Raw genomic sequence first — 16362 nt, 5'->3', positions numbered from 1 at the left:
TTGCGACTAGTCGCTGAGCGCCGCGTCCATGATGGCGGCGTGCTCTTCCGCGCTGCGCTTCGACGAGCCGGTCGCGGGCGACGCGGAGGCCGGGCGCGAGACGACGCGCACGCGCTTCATGCCGCGCTTCGCGAGCTCGATCGTGAAGAACGGCCACGCGCCCTGGTTCTCGGGCTCGTCCTGCACCCAGACCAGCTCGGCGTTCGGGTAGCGGTCGATGACCGCCGCGATCTGCTCGGCCGGCAGCGGGTGGAACTGCTCGAGGCGCACCAGCGCCACGCCCTGCGTGTCGCGCTTGGCGATCTCGCTCTTCAGGTCGTAGTGGATCTTGCCCGAGTGGAACAGCACGCGCCGGACGGCCTGCGGGTCGGTCACCGTCGCATCGTCGATCACCGGCTCGAAGCGGCCCTGCGTGAAGTCGGCCACATCGCTCGTCGCTCCGCGCAGGCGCAGCATCGCCTTCGGGGTGAAGACGACGAGCGGGCGGCGCGGGCGCGCGTAGGCCTGACGGCGCAACAGGTGGAAGTACGACGCCGGCGTCGAGGGCCGGGCGATCGTCATGTTGTCTTCCGCTGACAGCTGCAGGAAGCGCTCGATGCGGGCCGACGAGTGGTCCGGTCCCTGGCCCTCGTAGCCGTGCGGAAGCAGCAGTACGACGCTCGAGCGCTGACCCCACTTCTGCTCGGCCGACGAGATGAACTCGTCGATGATCGTCTGGGCGCCGTTGGCGAAGTCGCCGAACTGGGCCTCCCAGAGAACGAGAGCGTCGGGTCGCTCGACCGAGTAGCCGTACTCGAAGCCCATGGCCGCGTACTCGCTCAGCAGTGAGTCGTAGATCCAGAACTTCGCCTGGTTCTCGCTGAGGTTCGCGAGCGGCAGCCACTCCTGGCCGTTGGCGCGATCGTGCAGCACGGCGTGCCGCTGCACGAAGGTGCCGCGACGGGAGTCTTGGCCCGCCATGCGGACGGGCGTGCCCTCCATGAGCAGCGAGCCGAGCGCGAGCAGTTCGCCGAAGCCCCAGTCGATGCCGCCGTTGCGGCTCATCTCGACGCGCTTCTTCAGCATCGCCTGCAGCTTGGTGTGCACGGTGAACCCGGCGGGCGGGTTGTCGTGAGCGTCGCCGATGTGCTGCACCACGCTGACGTCGACGCCGGTGCTCTCCGGCTCACCCGATCCCTCATCGACGGATGCGTCACCGCCGACGACAGGAATCGCACCGGTCTGCGCCGCGTGTGTCTCGGCGAAGGCGACCTCCATGCGCTCTTGGAAGTCTTTGTGGGCGTTCTCGAACTCTTCTTCGGTGATGTCGCCACGACCGACGAGCGCCTCCGTGTAGAGGGTGCGAACGCTGCGCTTGGCCTCGATGAGGTTGTACATGAGCGGTTGCGTCATCGACGGGTCGTCGCCCTCGTTGTGGCCGCGGCGACGGTAGCACACGAGGTCGATGATCACGTCGCGCTTGAACTCTTGGCGGTAGGCGAACGCGATCTCGGCGACGCGCACGACCGCTTCGGGGTCGTCGCCGTTCACGTGAAAGATCGGAGCCTGGATGGTCTTCGCGACGTCGGTCGAGTAAATCGACGACCGAGCCTCACCGGGGGGCGTGGTGAAGCCCACCTGGTTGTTGACGACGACGTGAACGGTGCCGCCGGTGCGGTAGCCGCGCAGTTGCGACAGCTGCAGGGTCTCGACGACAACACCCTGACCGGCCATGGCCGCGTCGCCGTGTACCAGCACGGGCAGCGTGCCGAACTTGCCGTCGCCCTTGCGGTCTTGCTTCGCCCGGACGATGCCCTCGAGCACGCCATTGACCGCCTCAAGGTGCGAGGGGTTCGCGGCGAGGTACACCTCGATCTCTTTGCCGCTCGCTGACGTGAAGGTGCCCTGCGTACCGAGGTGGTACTTGACGTCACCCGAGCCCTGCACGTTGCGGGGATCTTGCGTGCCCTCGAACTCGCGGAAGATCTGGCCGTAGGTCTTGCCCGCGATGTTGGCGAGCACGTTGAGGCGACCGCGGTGCGCCATGCCGATGGCGACCTCGTCGAGCTCATTGTCGGCAGCCTGCTGCACGACCTCGTCAAGCAGCGGAATCAGCGACTCGCCACCCTCGAGGCTGAAGCGCTTCTGGCCGACGTACTTCGTCTGCAGGAAGGTTTCGAACGCCTCGGCCTGGTTGAGCTTGCCCAGGATGCGTATCTGCTCATCGTGCGTCGGCTTCTGGTACGGCTTCTCGAGCCGCGTCTGGAACCAGCGTCGCTGCTCGGGGTCTTGGATGTGCATGTACTCGATGCCCACCGTGCGGCAGTACGTGTCGCGCAGCACACCGAGAATCTCGCGCAGCAACATCGTGCGCTTGCCCCCGAAGCCGCCGGTGACGAACTCGCGGTCGAGGTCCCAGAAGGTGAGGCCGTGGCTCGAGATGTCGAGGTCGGGGTGGCTGCGCTGCTGGTAGGCGAGCGGGTCGACGTCGGCCATCATGTGCCCGCGCACCCGGAACGAGTTGATCAGCTCGTGAACGCGCGCCGTCTTGTTGACCTCGTCGGCGAGGTCAACGTGAATGTCTTGCGCCCAGTGAATCGGGTCGTACGGGATGCGCAGGTCGGCGAAGATCTCTTCGTAGAAATCGCGCTGACCGATCAGCAGCTCGTGCACCTTCTTCAGGAACTCGCCGCTGCCGGCGCCCTGGATGACGCGGTGGTCGTAGGTGCTCGTCAGCGTGATCGTCTTGCCGACACCCAGCTCGGCGAGAGTCGCCTGCGACATGCCCTGGAACTCGGCGGGGTACTCGAGAGCGCCCGCGCCGATGATGGCGCCCTGGCCCTTCATGAGGCGCGGCACCGAGTGCACGGTGCCGATGCCGCCCGGGTTCGTGAGCGAGATCGTGTTGCCCTGGAAGTCGGCGGCGGCGAGCTTGTTGTCACGGGCGCGCTTGACGACGTCTTCGTAGGCGGCGTGGAACTCGCCGAACGTCATCGACTCGGTCTTCTTGATGCCGGGAACCAGCAGGGCCCGCGTGCCGTCGGGCTTCGGGATATCGATCGCGATGCCGAGGTTGATGTGGGCCGGCGTCACGACCACCGGCTTGCCGTCGTGCTCGTCGTAATAGACGTTCTGGCTCGGGAACTCGCGCAGTGCCCGCACCATGGCCCACGCGATCAGGTGGGTGAATGACACCTTGCCGCCGCGGGCACGCTTCAGGTGGTTGTTGATGACGATGCGGTTGTCGATCATCAGCTTGGCGGGGATCGTGCGAACGCTGGTTGCCGTCGGAACCGTGAGCGACGCATCCATGTTCGTCGCCAGCGTCTTCGCCATGCCGCGCAGGGCTGTGACCTCGTCCTGCTTCTCGGCCGCCTCCTCGTCGACGACGGGGGCGGGCGCCGTCGCGGGGGCCTGCGCGGGAATCGGCTGCGGCTGCGGGGCACGCGCCGTCGTCTTCGCGATCGGCTGGCTGCCCGTCACGGGCGCCGAGCCGATGCTGACCGAGCCGCCCGTCGACGCGCTGGGCAGCGCCGTCGTGGGGTCGTCGCCGGTGACCGTGGTGGCTGTCACCGGTGTGGCCTCCGCAACCGCGACAGCGGTCGGGGCGCTCGCGGTCGCGCGCTCGGTGGACGACTGCTCGTACTTTTCGAGGATCGGCCACCACGAGGGGTCGACCGACTCTTTGTTCTCGCGGTACTGCTCGTACAGCTCATCGACGAGCCATTCGTTAGCACCGAACTCACCGGAGGCGCCGCCCTCGGCACCCGTACCGGACACGTGGCTTGACACAGCCGACCGCCCACTTTCGCTTCTGCTGGAGGGTTAATTCTCGACGCGCCGCCGACGATGGCGGCACCGCTCAAGCGTAACGCCTTGCGCCGGAGCAAACGCTCGATGCCGCTGGGGCTGTGGGCGCGCATCCGCGGGCTTGTACCGTTGACGCGTGCGCTTTGCGAACGAGACCCCCGTCCATGACCTGACCTACTCCGACGTCTTCTTGACGCCGCAGCGTTCGGCTGCCGGCAGCCGGCTCAGCGTCGACCTCACTGTGGACGACCCGGCCGGGCTGAAGACTCCGATCGTCGCGGCCAACATGACGTCGGTCACCGGCTCGCGTCTCGCCGCAGCCCTCGCCCGTCGTGGCGGCCTCGGCGTGCTGCCGCAGGACCTTCCGCTGCAGGAGCTCGACGCCGCCATCCGCGAGGTCAAGGCCGCGCCCACGATGCTCGACCCGCTTATCACCGTGACCCGTGAGACGTCGGTCGCCGAGGCCCGACGGCGCGTGCCCGACACGGAGGGGGCCCTCGTCACGATCGTCGATTCCGACGGCGAGCCGACCACGTGCATCCCGGCTGCGCGCCTGCGGCACGCCTTGCCGGACGCTGTCATCGGCGATCTCGTCGGCGACCCCGTCCCGTCGATCGACGACGAAGACGTCACGGATGCGCGCACCGCCTTCGACCTGATCGATGCGGCCGGCGCTGACGCGGTCGCCGTGCGCCACCACGGGCGCATCGTCGGCTCGCTGAGTGCGCGCAGCGCCGTGCGGGCGACGCTGTACACGCCGGCGGTGGATGCTCACGGCCGTTTGCGTGTCGCCGCGGCAGTCGGGGTGAATGGTGACCCCGCCGAGCGGGCCGCCGCCCTCGTGCAGGCCGGCGTCGACGTTCTCGTGCTCGACACGGCTCACGGCCACCAGGAGCAGATGCTGAGCGCACTGCGTGCGGTCTCCGCCCGCGACCTCGGGGTGCCGATCGTCGCCGGCAACATCGTGACGGCCGACGCGGTGCGCGACCTCGTGGAGGCCGGGGCAAACATCCTCAAGGTCGGGGTGGGGCCGGGCGCCATGTGCACGACGCGCATGATGACCGCCGTCGGGCGACCTCAGTTCTCGGCCGTGCTCGAAACGGCGGCGGCCGCGCGCGAGCTGGGGGCGCGCGTCTGGGCTGACGGGGGAGTGCGCTACCCGCGGGACGTGGCCCTCGCGCTCGCCGCCGGTGCATCCGCCGTCATGATCGGCTCGTGGTTCGCCGGCACCCTTGAGGCGCCCGGCGAGATCGAAAGCGATGAGAGTGGTCGCTGGTTCAAGAGTTCGTGGGGTATGGCGTCGACGAAGGCGGTCGAGCAGCGCTTCCGACGCCTCGACGCGTTCGAGCGCGCGAAGAAGACGCTGTTTGCCGAGGGTATTTCGTCGTCACGCATCTACCTCGACCCGCAGCGCCCGAGCCTCGACGACCTGCTCGACATGATCACCTCGGGGCTGCGCAGCTCGATGACCTACGCGGGTGCCGCGACGCTGCCCGAGTTCCACGAGCGCGCGGTGGTGGGCGTGCAGTCGGCGGCCGGCTACGAAGAGGGCAAGGCGTTGCCCGTCTCCTGGTAGCTCGAGCACACCTATGCTCATCAGCACCATGGAGCCTCCGTCTACCGCCACCCTCGACGTACTGAGGGACACCCGTGGGCGCTGAGTTACTCGGCGGCGAATGGCTTCTGCTCGGCATCGGGGTCGTGCTGACCATCGGTACCGGCCTGTTCGTCGCGAGCGAGTTCGCGCTCGTCAACCTCGACCGGTCTGAGCTGGAGGCTCGCCGCGAGCGGGGCGAGACCCGGCTGGGCATGACGATCGCCGCGCTCAGGTCACCTCGACGCACCTGTCGAGCGCGCAGCTCGGCATCACGCTGACCACACTCCTGACCGGCTACACGATGGAGCCGGCCATTTCGCGGCTGCTCGCAGGCCCCCTGCTCGCGATCGGCGTTCCCGAGGGCGCCGTGCGCCCCGTCGGGTCGGTCACCGCGATCGTCATCGCGACGCTGCTGTCGATGATCGTCGGCGAATTGGTGCCGAAGAACTTCGCGCTCGCGCTGCCGCGACAGACGGCGAAGGTCGTCATCCCGTTCCAGTGGCTGTTCACGACCGTTTTCCGTCCCGCGATCCGCGTGCTCAACGGCACGGCGAACCGCATCCTGCGGGCGATGGGCATCGACCCGAAGGAAGGGCTGAGTGGTGCCCGCACCGCCGAAGAGTTGTCGTCGCTCGTGCGCCGCTCGGCGCAGCACGGCCTGCTCGAGGCGGGCACGGCGACGCTCTTGTCGCGCACCCTTGCCTTTTCGCAGTTGACAGCACAAGACGTCATGACGCCGCGCCCGCGCATCGAGAGCGTCGAGCGTGGCGACAGCGCGGTCGACATCATCGAGCTGGCGCGGCGTACCGGCCACTCGCGCTTCCCCGTCGTCGGTGAGTCGTTCGAAGAGTACGGCGGCACGGCCGGCGTCGCGACGCTCGAGGATCTCGTCGAGGATCTCGTCGAGGAGCTCGTCGGTGAGGTCGCCGACGAACACGATCGGGCGGTCGTGGACGTCGTTCGCGCCCGTGACTGGCTGACGTTTCCGGGCATCCTGCGCCCCGACGAGCTGGCCGACCGCGCTGGCGTGACCGTGCCCGAGGACGGTCCCTGGGAGACGGTAGCCGGCTGGCTCATGGCCGAACTGGGTCGCCTGCCGCGCGTCGGCGACACCGTGCAGATCGACGCCGGCGTATTCCGCGTCGAACGGCTCGACGGTCGCCGCATCGACCGCGTGCGCTTCACACCGGTCGCGGTGGACGCCCCGTCGGCGGGAGGCGCCTTGTGATCACGTCAGCGGACTGGTGGGGCCTCGTCTGGCTCGTCGTGCTCCTCGCGGGCAACGCCTTCTTCGTGGGCGCCGAGTTCGCGGTCATCTCAGCCAAGCGCTCGCAGATCGAGCCGCGCGCCGAGGCGGGCTCCCGAGCCGCGAAGACCGCGCTCTGGGCGATGGAACGCGCGACCCTCATGCTCGCGACGAGCCAGCTCGGCATCACGGTCTGCTCGCTGCTGATCTTGAACGTGTCCGAACCGGCGATCCACCACATCCTGGAGATTCCGATCAGTCTGACCGGCCTTCCGCCCGAGGTCGTATCAACGATCGCGTTCATCATCGCCCTGCTGATCGTGTCGTTCCTGCACGTCGTGCTCGGCGAAATGGTGCCGAAGAACCTGTCGTTCTCGCTGCCGACCCGGGCCGTGCTCATTCTCGCTCCGCCGCTCGTGACCGTCGCCCGCATCTTCGCCCCCGTCATCTGGAGCCTCAACGCGATCGCCAACGGCATCCTGCGCCTGTGCGGCGTCGAGCCGAAAGACGAGGCGACCAGCACCTACACGCTCGACGAGGTGGCGACGATCGTGAAGCAGTCAACCCGTGAAGGCCTGCTCACCGACGCGACGGGCACGCTCGGCGTCCCCATGGATGCTCTGGTCACCCTGCCGGAGGACGCGTCGGCCCTCGACGTCGAACGCGGCGTCGCCCAGCGCGGCTTCAGCCGCTACCCGCTCGTCGACGAGGCCGGCGAGCCGACCGGCTACCTGCACCTGAAGGACATCATCGACCTGCCCGAGGACGAGTTCGACGATCCCGTGCCGCCGAAGCGCATTCGCCGACTCGTGTCGATTCTCGCGAGCGCCGAGCTCGAAGACGCGCTCGCCCTCATGCGCCGCTCCGGCTCGCATCTCGCGCGCTCGGTCGACGCTGAGGGGCAGACCGTCGGCGTGCTCTTCCTCGAAGACATCCTCGAAGAGCTCGTCGGCGAGGTACAGGACGCCACTCGCCGCCGCCACTTCGGCTGAGCGGCGCCCTGGCGCCGCCGCCGGGGGAGGCGTAGCGTGACGTCATGACCGAGCACAACGACACGACCGCCGAACTGGCGGCGGCGATTGATCGGGCTCTCCGCGAGGCGCAGTTGCCAGCGGGCGGGGCGGTTCATGCCGAATCGGTGACGCTCATCGCCGCGCCGGAGCCCTCTGAGGCGGAGTCGGGCGCGGGGCTGTCCACTCTCGACGGTGCCGACGGCGACTAAGGGCTCGCCGAGCGCCGTGCGTCTCGCGTCCCGCGCGATCGGAACACCACAGGTTTGGTGCAACACCGCGCGTTCGAACGTGCGGGTTTGCACCTTTCGCTCAGTGTTGCGGAAGTGACGTGCAGGTGCGCTCGGGACTAGACGGACACCGGGCTGAGGGCGGCTTCGGCCATCGCGGCCAGCACCGCGCGGGTGTCGCGCGCGGCCCCGCGGGCGCTGTGCGGCGTCGAGTTCATGAGGCCGAAGGCGGCGTGGGCGCGGGTGCGCAAGAGCGGCCGGGCGTCGTTGGGGTGGAGCGCCTCGAGCACGTCGACCCACAGCTCGACGTACTGCCGCTGCAGCCCCCGCACGGTGCGCCGGTCTGTTTCCGCGAGGCTCTCCAGGTCGGCTGACTGCACGCGAATGACGTCGGGGTTCTCGACGGCGAAGGCGACGTGGAAGGCGACGAGCGCGCGCAGCGAAGCCCGCGCATCCCGGATGCTCGCCTCGCCGTCGCGGGGAAACTCGCCGTCCGCGTCCACGTCCGCGTCCGCGTCCGCGCCCGCGTCGCGTTCCGCGAGCACCGCCCGCGCGCCGTCGAGGAGGCCGGCGCTCGCGTCGACGAGCAGGGCGGCGAGCACGGCCTGCTTGCCCGCGAAGTGGCGGTAGACGGCGGGGCCGCTGACGCCCACGGCGGAGCCGAGGTCGTCGAGTGACACGCGCTCGAAGCCGCGCTCGGCGAACAGCCGGGCGGCGGCGGCGAGCAGGGCGCGGCGGCGTTCGGCCTTGGCCTGCTCGCGCGACACGACGATGCTCATGTGCGCCAGTGTAGACATTCCAGTTAGTCGTGACTAACATTTCGGTCAGTTAGTCACCGCTAACCGACCGGAATCACCGGCCCCGCCGCCACAAGCGAAATGGGCAGTCAATGACGACAGCTGAGACGTCTGCCGACCAGGCGCCGCGCGCATCCATGGCCGACCTCGTCGCCGAGCTGCGCGCGAAGCTCGCTGAGACGGCGCTCGGCGGCAGCGAGTCGTCGCGGCAGCGCCACGTGGAGCGCGGCAAGCTGCTGCCGCGCGAGCGGGTTGACCGGCTGCTCGACGAGGGCAGCCCCTTCCTCGAGATCGCGCCGCTCGCCGCCGATGGCCTCTACGACGGGCAGGCTCCCGGCGCCGGGCTGATCACGGGCATCGGGCTCGTGCACGGCAGGCCCGTCATGGTCATCGCCAACGACGCGACGGTCAAGGGCGGCACCTACTTCCCGCTGACCGTGAAGAAGCACCTGCGCGCGCAAGAGATCGCGCTCGAGAACCGGCTTCCGGCGATCGCGCTCGTCGACTCGGGTGGCGCCTTCCTTCCGTTGCAAGACGAGGTGTTTCCCGACCGCGACCATTTCGGGCGCATCTTCTTCAACCAGGCACGCGCATCCGCCGAAGGGATCGCGCAGATTGCCTGCGTCATGGGATCGTGCACGGCGGGTGGCGCATATGTGCCCGCCATGAGCGACGAGACCGTCATCGTGCGCGAGCAGGGCACCATCTTTCTCGGCGGGCCGCCGCTCGTAAAGGCCGCCATCGGTGAGGTCGTCAGCGCCGAAGAGCTCGGCGGCGGCGAGCTGCACGCGCGCACCTCCGGCGTCGTCGACCACCTCGCCGACGACGACACCCACGCGCTCGAGATCGTGCGCGACATTGTCGCGAGCCTGCCGCCGCCGCGCGCGCCCGCGTGGGCCGTCAGTGCCGCCGCCGACGAGCCGGCCCACGACCCGGCGACCCTGCTCGACGTCGTGCCCGCCGACGTGCAGACGCCCTACGACGTGCACCTCGTCATCGACCGCATCGTCGACGCCGGCTCGGTCAGCGAGTTCAAGCCCGACTACGGCACGACTCTGGTCACCGCCTTCGCGCGCATCGAGGGTCACCCGGTCGGCATCGTCGCCAACAACGGCGTGCTGTTTAGCGAGTCGGCCATGAAGGGCGCGCACTTCATCGAGCTGTGCGACCAGCGCGGCATCCCGCTCGTGTTTCTGCAGAACATTTCGGGCTTCATGGTGGGCCGCGACGCGGAGGCGGGCGGCATCGCCAAGCACGGCGCGAAGATGGTCACCGCCGTCGCCACCACGCGTGTGCCGAAGCTCACCATCGTGATCGGCGGCTCGTTCGGCGCCGGCAATTACTCGATGTGCGGGCGGGCGTACTCGCCGCGCTTCCTCTGGATGTGGCCGAACGCCCGCATCTCGGTCATGGGCGGCCAGCAGGCCGCGAAGGTGCTCTCGACCGTGCGCCGCGACCAGCTCGGCGACGACTGGCCGGCCGACGAACAGGAGGCGTTCGAGGCCCCGATCCGTGCCCAGTACGAGGCTCAGGGCAACCCCTACTACGCCACTGCCCGCCTCTGGGACGACGGAATCATCGACCCGGCCGATACCCGCCACGTGCTCGCCCTCGCCCTCGACGTCGTCAGCCGCGCGCCGCTGCCCGAGCCGCGCTTCGGCCTCTTCCGGATGTGACGCGCATGACCGACACCTCGACCGCGCCCCTGTTCGGCACCGTACTCGTCGCGAACCGCGGCGAGATCGCGTGCCGCGTGATCCGCACGCTCCGTGCGCTCGACATCCGTTCGGTCGCCGTCTACAGCGACGCCGATGCGGATGCGCGCCACGTGCGCGAGGCGGACCTCGCGGTGCGCCTCGGCCCGGCCCCCGCCGCCGAGAGCTACCTCGACATCGAGAGGGTGGTTCAGGCGGTCCTGTCCTCGGGGGCCGAGGCCGTGCATCCCGGGTACGGCTTCCTCAGTGAGAACACGGCCTTCGCGCGCCGCCTCGAAGAGCTCGGCGTCACGCTGATCGGCCCGCCCGCGAGCGCGATCGAGGCGATGGGCGACAAGATTCGTGCCCGCGAGCACGTCGCCGCCCGCGGGGTCCCGGTGACGCCCGGCGCGGGGGAGGCCGGCTGGAGCGACGCCCAGCTCATCGAGGCGGCGGACGAGGTGGGGTTCCCGCTCATCATCAAGCCGTCGGGCGGCGGCGGCGGTAAGGGGATGACCGTGGTGCGCGAGCGGGACGACCTCGCCGATGCGCTCGTCGCCTCCCGCCGGGTTGCGCGCTCGTCGTTCGGCGACGACACCCTGCTCATCGAGCGCTTCGTCGAGAGCCCCCGCCACATCGAGGTGCAGGTGCTCGCCGATGCGCACGGGACTGTCGTGCACCTGGGGGAACGGGAGTGTTCGCTGCAGCGGCGCCACCAGAAGATCATCGAGGAAGCCCCGTCGCCGCTGCTCGACGAGGCCACGCGCGCGGCGATCGGCGAGGCCGCCTGCGAGGTGGCGCGCAGCGTCGACTACCGCGGAGCCGGCACCGTCGAGTTCCTCGTCTCCGATGCGAAACCCGACGAGTTCTTCTTCATGGAGATGAACACGCGCCTGCAGGTCGAGCACCCCGTGACCGAGCTCGTGACGGGCGTCGACCTCGTCGAGCAGCAGCTGCGCATCGCGGCGGGTAAGCCGCTCGACCTGCCGCCGCTCGCGCTCAGCGGCCACGCGGTCGAGGCGCGGCTGTACGCCGAAGACCCCGGACGCGGCTTCACCCCGCAGACCGGCACCGTCGCCTTCCTCGCGGAGGCGCGCGGCCAGGGCGTGCGCGTCGACAGCGCGCTCCTCGACGGTCTCGCCGTCGGCTCGGACTACGACCCGATGCTCGCCAAGGTCATCGCGCGCGGCCCCGACCGGGCGACGGCGCTCGCCCGGCTCGATGCGGCGCTCGCCGAGACCATCGTGCTCGGGGTGCCGACGAACGCCGCCTTCCTGCGCCGACTGATCGCCGTCCCCGAGGTGCAGACGGGCGCCCTCGACACGGGGCTCATCGAGCGCAGCGAGCTGGCGGCTCCCGCCACTCCGGCGCTCGCCCGCACGATCGCCGCGCTCGTCGAACACGACCGCGCCGAGCGGGCCGCGCGGTCGGCCTGGACCCGGCCGAGCGGCTGGCGCCTCGGCCCGCACCGCGCCCCGCGCTACCTGATCGACGGGGAGGAGGTCGCGATGGACGCATCCGTCATCGACCAGCTCGCCCCGAGCATCCGCGTTCTCGGCGCCGCCACCGAGACGCTCAGCGTCACCGTCACCCACGAATCACGACGCGTAACCGCCCACATCGTGCGCGCCGAAGGCGTCACCTGGATGCACGTCGACGGCGTCACGCACCGGCTCGCGCGCCCGACGCGCGCAGAGCGCCTCGCCGAGCACCGGGCGGGCCTCACCCGCACCCCTGGCGCCGCCGACCCGACGATCCGCGCCGCCATGCCCGGCGCCGTCGTCGCCCTCGGCGCCGCCACCTCAGACACGGTCGTCGAGGGTCAGCCCCTCGTCACGATCGAGGCGATGAAGATGGAGCACACCATGCTCGCGTCCGTCGCCGGCACGGTGACCCTCGAGGTCGCCGTGGGCGACCAGGTCGCATTCGACCAGGTCGTCGCCCGCATCCACCCCGACGAGCCAGAACCCCGGCCCGACGGCGACCAAGGAGACCCCGCATGATCGACCTCACCCCGGAACAGCAGCACCTCAGCGACGAGGTGCGCGAGTTCGCCGACACCGTCGTCGCCCCCGCCGCGTACGAGTACGACACGAAGCGCGAGCTGCCGTACGACATCATCCGGCAGATGGGTGACATGGGGCTGTTCGGGCTGCCCTTCCCGAAAGAGTACGGCGGGCAGGGCAAGACCTACGTCGACCTGTGCCTCGCCGTCGAGCAACTCGCCCGCGCCGACCAGTCGATCGCCGTGACGCTCGTGGCGGGCGTCGGCCTCGGGGCGATGCCGATCTTCCGCCAGGGCACCGAGGAACAGAAACAGCAGTGGTTGCCAGACCTCGCGAGAGGCCGCGCGCTCGCAGGCTTCGGGCTCACCGAGGCGGGGGCGGGCTCAGACGCACGCGCCACCCAGACGACCGCCGAGGTGGTCGACGGCGAGTGGGTCATCAACGGCTCGAAGCAGTTCATCACGAACTCGGGCTCCGAGATCACGAGCCTCGTCACGGTCACCGCGGTCACGGGTCGCAAAGACGACGGCAACCCCGAGCTCTCGGCCATCATCGTGCCGACAGGCACTCCCGGCTTCACGGTGCACCCCGCCTACGACAAGGTTGGCTGGCACACGAGCGACACCCACCCGCTCACCTTCGACAACGTGCGGGTGCCCGAGGCGAACCTGCTCGGCGAGCGGGGCCGCGGCTACGCGAACTTCCTCGAGTACCTCGACGAGGGCCGCGTCGCCTTCGCTGCCCTCGCGACCGGGGCTGCCCAGGGCTGCCTCGAGGAGGCGCTGCGCTACGCGAAAGAACGCGTCGTCTTCGGCCGCGCGATCGGCGAGAACCAGCACGTGGCGTTCATGATCGCCCGCATGCAGTCGCGCGTGCACTCCGCCCGCCTCGCCACCTACGACGCCGCTCACCGCATCGTGGCCGGCAAGCCGTTCAAGGCCGAGGCGGCGATGGCGAAGCTCATCTCGAGCGAGGCGGCCATGGCGAACGCCCGCGACGCCAGCCACATTTTCGGCGGTTACGGCTTCATGAACGAAAACCCCGTCGCCCGGCACTACCGTGACTCGAAGGTGCTCGAGGTGGGCGAGGGCACGACGGAGGTGCAGCTGATGGTCATTGCACGCACGCTGGGGCTCAGCGCATGAGCGGCCGCCGCGTCGAGCAGCGGGGCCTGTGGTTCGACGAGTTCGAGGTGGGCACCGTCTACGCGCACGCGCCGGGTCGCACCATGACCGAGGCCGACAACGTGCTGTTCTCGACCCTCACCATGAACCCGCAGGCGCTGCACCTCGACGCGGCGTGGTCGGCCACGCAGCCGTTCGGTGAGAGGCTCGTGAACTCGATGATGACGCTCGCCGTCATGGTCGGCGCCTCGGTGCAGCAGCTCACGCAGGGAACGATCGTCGCGAACCTGGGCCTCAGCGACGTGCGCTTCCCGCACCCCCTGCACCACGGCGACACCCTCTACAGCGAGACGCTCGTCGTCGAGAAGCGCCTGTCAGAGTCGCGGCCCGGCCAGGGCATCGTGACACTCGAACACACCGGCCGCAATCAGCACGGCGACATCGTCGGCGTCGCCCGCCGCGCCGTGCTCATCTGGCAGGAGGGTGCCGCACGGTGATCGCCTTCGCAATGGGGCCCGCGCTGCTGTTCTGCCCGGCCGATCGGCCCGAGCGCTACGTGAAGGCGGCCGAGCGCGCCGACGCCGTCATTCTCGATCTTGAGGATGCGGTCGCTCCCGATTCAAAGGATTCGGCGCGCGAGGCGCTCGCCGCCTCCCGCCTCGACCCCGCCACGACGATCGCGCGCATCAATCCGCTGGGAACGGCCGACGCCGAGGCCGACCTCGAGGCGCTCGCCGGCACCGAGTACCGCACGGTGATGGTCGCGAAGGCGGAGGACGCCTCGGCGCTCGCCGAGCTCGTCACTCGCGGCTACTCCGTCATCGCACTCTGCGAGACGGCCGCGGGCATTGTCGCCGCGGGCGAGCTCGCCGCCGTCGACGGCCTCGTTGCCCTCATGTGGGGAGCGGAAGACCTCGTCGCATCGATGGGCGGCACCGCGAGCCGGGATCCGCACGGCCGGTACCGCGCGGTCGTCCAGCACGCGCGCGCCAGCGTTCACCTCGCCGCCGCCGCCCGCGGAAAGGCGACGATCGACGCCGTGCACCTCGATATCGCCGACGAGGCGGGACTCGCGGAGGAGGCGGCGGATGCCGCAGCCCTCGGATTCGTCGCGACCGCGTGCATCCACCCGAGCCAGGTCACCGCGATCCGGCGCGCGTACGCACCGAGCCCCGAGCAACGCGAGTGGGCGAAGCGCGTGCTCGCCGCCTCGGTGGGGGAACGGGGCGTCTTTCGCTTCGAGGGCCAGATGGTCGATGAGCCCGTGCTGCGCCACGCCCGCTCGGTGCTGGCGCGGCACCGTTCCTCCGACTGAGGAATGCGCGGGGTCGGCGGCGGGTTACTGTCGACGTCCCGCCCCCACGCGAAGGAGTTCCCATGTCGATTGCCGTTCTCGGAGCCACCGGCCACCTCGGCCGCGCCGCCATCGATCACCTGCTCGCCCGTGGTGTCGCGCCAAGCGAGCTGATTGCCGCGGGCCGCGCCGTTGAGAAGCTCGACGGGCTGCGCGAGCGCGGCGTCGACGTTCGCGCCGTCGACTATGCCGACGCGGCATCGATCGATGCCGCCCTGGCGGGCAGCCGCGTCGTGTTGCTCGTCTCGGGCAGTGAGATCGGCCAGCGCGTCGCCCAGCACGCCGCGGTCATTGCCGCAGCCGAGCGCGTTGGCGCCCAGCGCCTCGTCTACACGTCGATCGTCAACGCGCTCGACTCGCAGCACCTGCTCGCTCCTGAGCACGCCGAAACCGAGCGGATGCTCGCTGCCAGTTCCCTCGCGGTGACCGTTCTGCGCAACAACTGGTACATCGAAAACTTCGCCGCCGACGTCGCGACCGCCGCCGAGACGGGCGTCGTCGCCTCGGGCGCCGGCGAGGGGCGCATCGCGAGTGCCACCCGTGACGAGTACGCCGAGGCGGCCGCCGTTGCTCTGCTCGACGACGATCATGCGGGTCAGACGTACGAGCTGACGGGCCCCGAAGCCTGGAACCACCTCGAGCTGGCGAGCGCGCTCAGCGAGCTACTCGGCCGCGAGGTCGTGTACGACGCGCTCGACCCGGAGGAGCAGCGCGCGCAGCTGACTTCTGCCGGCCTCGACGACGCCACCGCCGGCTTCATTGTGGGGCTCGACGCCAACACGCGCGCCGGCGAGCTCGCTGCCGTGAGCGCAGACCTCGAGCAACTGCTGGGCCGCCGCCCGCGCGATCTCCGCGCGCAGCTCGCCACGCTGATCAGCGCGGGGCCGAGCGGCCGCTTGGCCGGGTCAGCCCTACCTACAGCGGAACAGCCGACAGTGTCGCGTTCACGATCTGCACCGAGATCGAGAAGACGATGATGACGAGCAGGGCCTGCAGGGCGATCGTCGCCCACATCGGGGTGAGGCCCGTGCCGGTGCGGCGGCGCGCCACGATCGAGCGGCCGATCACGTAGACAAGGCTCCAGAGAATCGCCCAGGCCCAGTGAAACGGGCGGTCGATCTGGCGCGCGCGCAGGGCCCGCCAGTCGAGCAGGGCGATGCCGATGCCGGCGATCCAGGCCACGAGGCCGAGGGCGTTTGCCGCGGGCGCCGTGACCGGTGCCCCGCCGGTGACCGTGCCGTCTGGGTCGACCTCGACGGCGGCGAGTGTCTGGGCCAGCACGGCCTCCACGTCGAGCGTGAGCGCCGACCAGATGCTGATCAGCGGCGCGAGAGCCAGCAGCCAGATCCAGATGGTCGTCGGCGAGGTTCCCGCCGGGGCGGGCTGGGGTTCGTAGGCCGGCGCCGTGTAGCGGTGGCGGGTCTTCTCCGACCACTCTTCCCCGTCCCACCAGCGCTCAGCGGCTTCGCCGTTCGGGTCGGGGTACCAGCCGGCCTGCGTCGGTCGTGTCATCGC

12 protein-coding genes and 1 pseudogene are annotated in these 16362 nt (G+C 70.0%); 10 read left to right on the top strand and 3 right to left on the bottom strand.

The annotated features are described in order from the left end of the window. Positions 1 to 6 precede the first annotated feature (6 nt). The gene (locus CPY97_RS10360) at positions 7 to 3771 is read right to left on the bottom strand and encodes a multifunctional oxoglutarate decarboxylase/oxoglutarate dehydrogenase thiamine pyrophosphate-binding subunit/dihydrolipoyllysine-residue succinyltransferase subunit (RefSeq protein ID WP_096422482.1); all 3765 of its coding nucleotides are present in this window, start codon (positions 3769 to 3771) and stop codon (positions 7 to 9) included. 154 nt (positions 3772 to 3925) lie between these two features. Here CPY97_RS10360 and CPY97_RS10355 point away from each other — a divergent pair, with 154 nt between their 5' ends. From CPY97_RS10355 to CPY97_RS10340, 4 genes and pseudogenes are all read left to right on the top strand, one after another. Further along, entirely contained in the window at positions 3926 to 5365 is a 1440-nt protein-coding gene (locus CPY97_RS10355) for a GuaB1 family IMP dehydrogenase-related protein (protein WP_096422480.1), read from the top strand. A gap of 107 nt (positions 5366 to 5472) precedes the next feature. Beyond that, a pseudogene (locus CPY97_RS10350) lies at positions 5473 to 6614 on the top strand (hemolysin family protein). Beyond that, positions 6611 to 7624 carry a hemolysin family protein gene (locus CPY97_RS10345; RefSeq protein WP_231923922.1) on the top strand — a complete coding sequence of 338 codons (1014 nt, stop codon included), beginning with the start codon at positions 6611 to 6613 and terminating at the stop codon, positions 7622 to 7624. The pseudogene CPY97_RS10350 and the gene CPY97_RS10345 overlap by 4 nt, the downstream one beginning before the upstream one ends. A gap of 44 nt (positions 7625 to 7668) precedes the next feature. After that, on the top strand, positions 7669 to 7854 hold the full coding sequence (locus CPY97_RS10340; RefSeq protein ID WP_096422478.1) for a hypothetical protein: 186 nt from the start codon (positions 7669 to 7671) through the stop codon (positions 7852 to 7854). A gap of 137 nt (positions 7855 to 7991) precedes the next feature. On the opposite strand, the gene CPY97_RS10335 is transcribed toward CPY97_RS10340, so the two are convergent. Next, positions 7992 to 8651, bottom strand: a complete 660-nt coding sequence (locus CPY97_RS10335; protein WP_096422476.1) for a TetR/AcrR family transcriptional regulator — start codon at positions 8649 to 8651, stop codon at positions 7992 to 7994. A 110-nt stretch (positions 8652 to 8761) separates the two neighbouring features. Here CPY97_RS10335 and CPY97_RS10330 point away from each other — a divergent pair, with 110 nt between their 5' ends. From CPY97_RS10330 to CPY97_RS10305, 6 genes are all read left to right on the top strand, one after another. Next, positions 8762 to 10345, top strand: coding sequence for a carboxyl transferase domain-containing protein (locus tag CPY97_RS10330; protein WP_096422474.1), 1584 nt, complete (start codon positions 8762 to 8764; stop codon positions 10343 to 10345). Between the two features lie 5 nt (positions 10346 to 10350). Further along, positions 10351 to 12366 (top strand): biotin carboxylase N-terminal domain-containing protein, encoded by a 2016-nt coding sequence (locus CPY97_RS10325; RefSeq protein ID WP_173826882.1) that lies wholly within the window; start codon positions 10351 to 10353, stop codon positions 12364 to 12366. Beyond that, the gene (locus CPY97_RS10320) at positions 12363 to 13514 is read left to right on the top strand and encodes an acyl-CoA dehydrogenase family protein (protein WP_096422472.1); all 1152 of its coding nucleotides are present in this window, start codon (positions 12363 to 12365) and stop codon (positions 13512 to 13514) included. The genes CPY97_RS10325 and CPY97_RS10320 overlap by 4 nt, the downstream gene beginning before the upstream one ends. Then, entirely contained in the window at positions 13511 to 13990 is a 480-nt protein-coding gene (locus CPY97_RS10315; RefSeq protein ID WP_096422470.1) for a MaoC family dehydratase, read from the top strand. The genes CPY97_RS10320 and CPY97_RS10315 overlap by 4 nt, the downstream gene beginning before the upstream one ends. Next, on the top strand, positions 13990 to 14808 hold the full coding sequence (locus tag CPY97_RS10310; protein WP_269457850.1) for an HpcH/HpaI aldolase/citrate lyase family protein: 819 nt from the start codon (positions 13990 to 13992) through the stop codon (positions 14806 to 14808). The genes CPY97_RS10315 and CPY97_RS10310 overlap by 1 nt, the downstream gene beginning before the upstream one ends. Positions 14809 to 14870: 62 nt before the next feature. Next, entirely contained in the window at positions 14871 to 15824 is a 954-nt protein-coding gene (locus CPY97_RS10305; RefSeq protein ID WP_096422468.1) for an SDR family oxidoreductase, read from the top strand. On the opposite strand, the gene CPY97_RS10300 is transcribed toward CPY97_RS10305, so the two are convergent. Continuing rightward, positions 15763 to 16359, bottom strand: a complete 597-nt coding sequence (locus CPY97_RS10300; RefSeq protein ID WP_096422466.1) for a DUF2510 domain-containing protein — start codon at positions 16357 to 16359, stop codon at positions 15763 to 15765. The genes CPY97_RS10305 and CPY97_RS10300 overlap by 62 nt on opposite strands. Positions 16360 to 16362: the final 3 nt, after the last annotated feature.

It is taken from the genome of Microcella alkaliphila (assembly GCF_002355395.1).
Taxonomy (GTDB): domain Bacteria; phylum Actinomycetota; class Actinomycetes; order Actinomycetales; family Microbacteriaceae; genus Microcella; species Microcella alkaliphila_A.
This window is presented reverse-complemented; position numbering and strand designations above follow the sequence as displayed.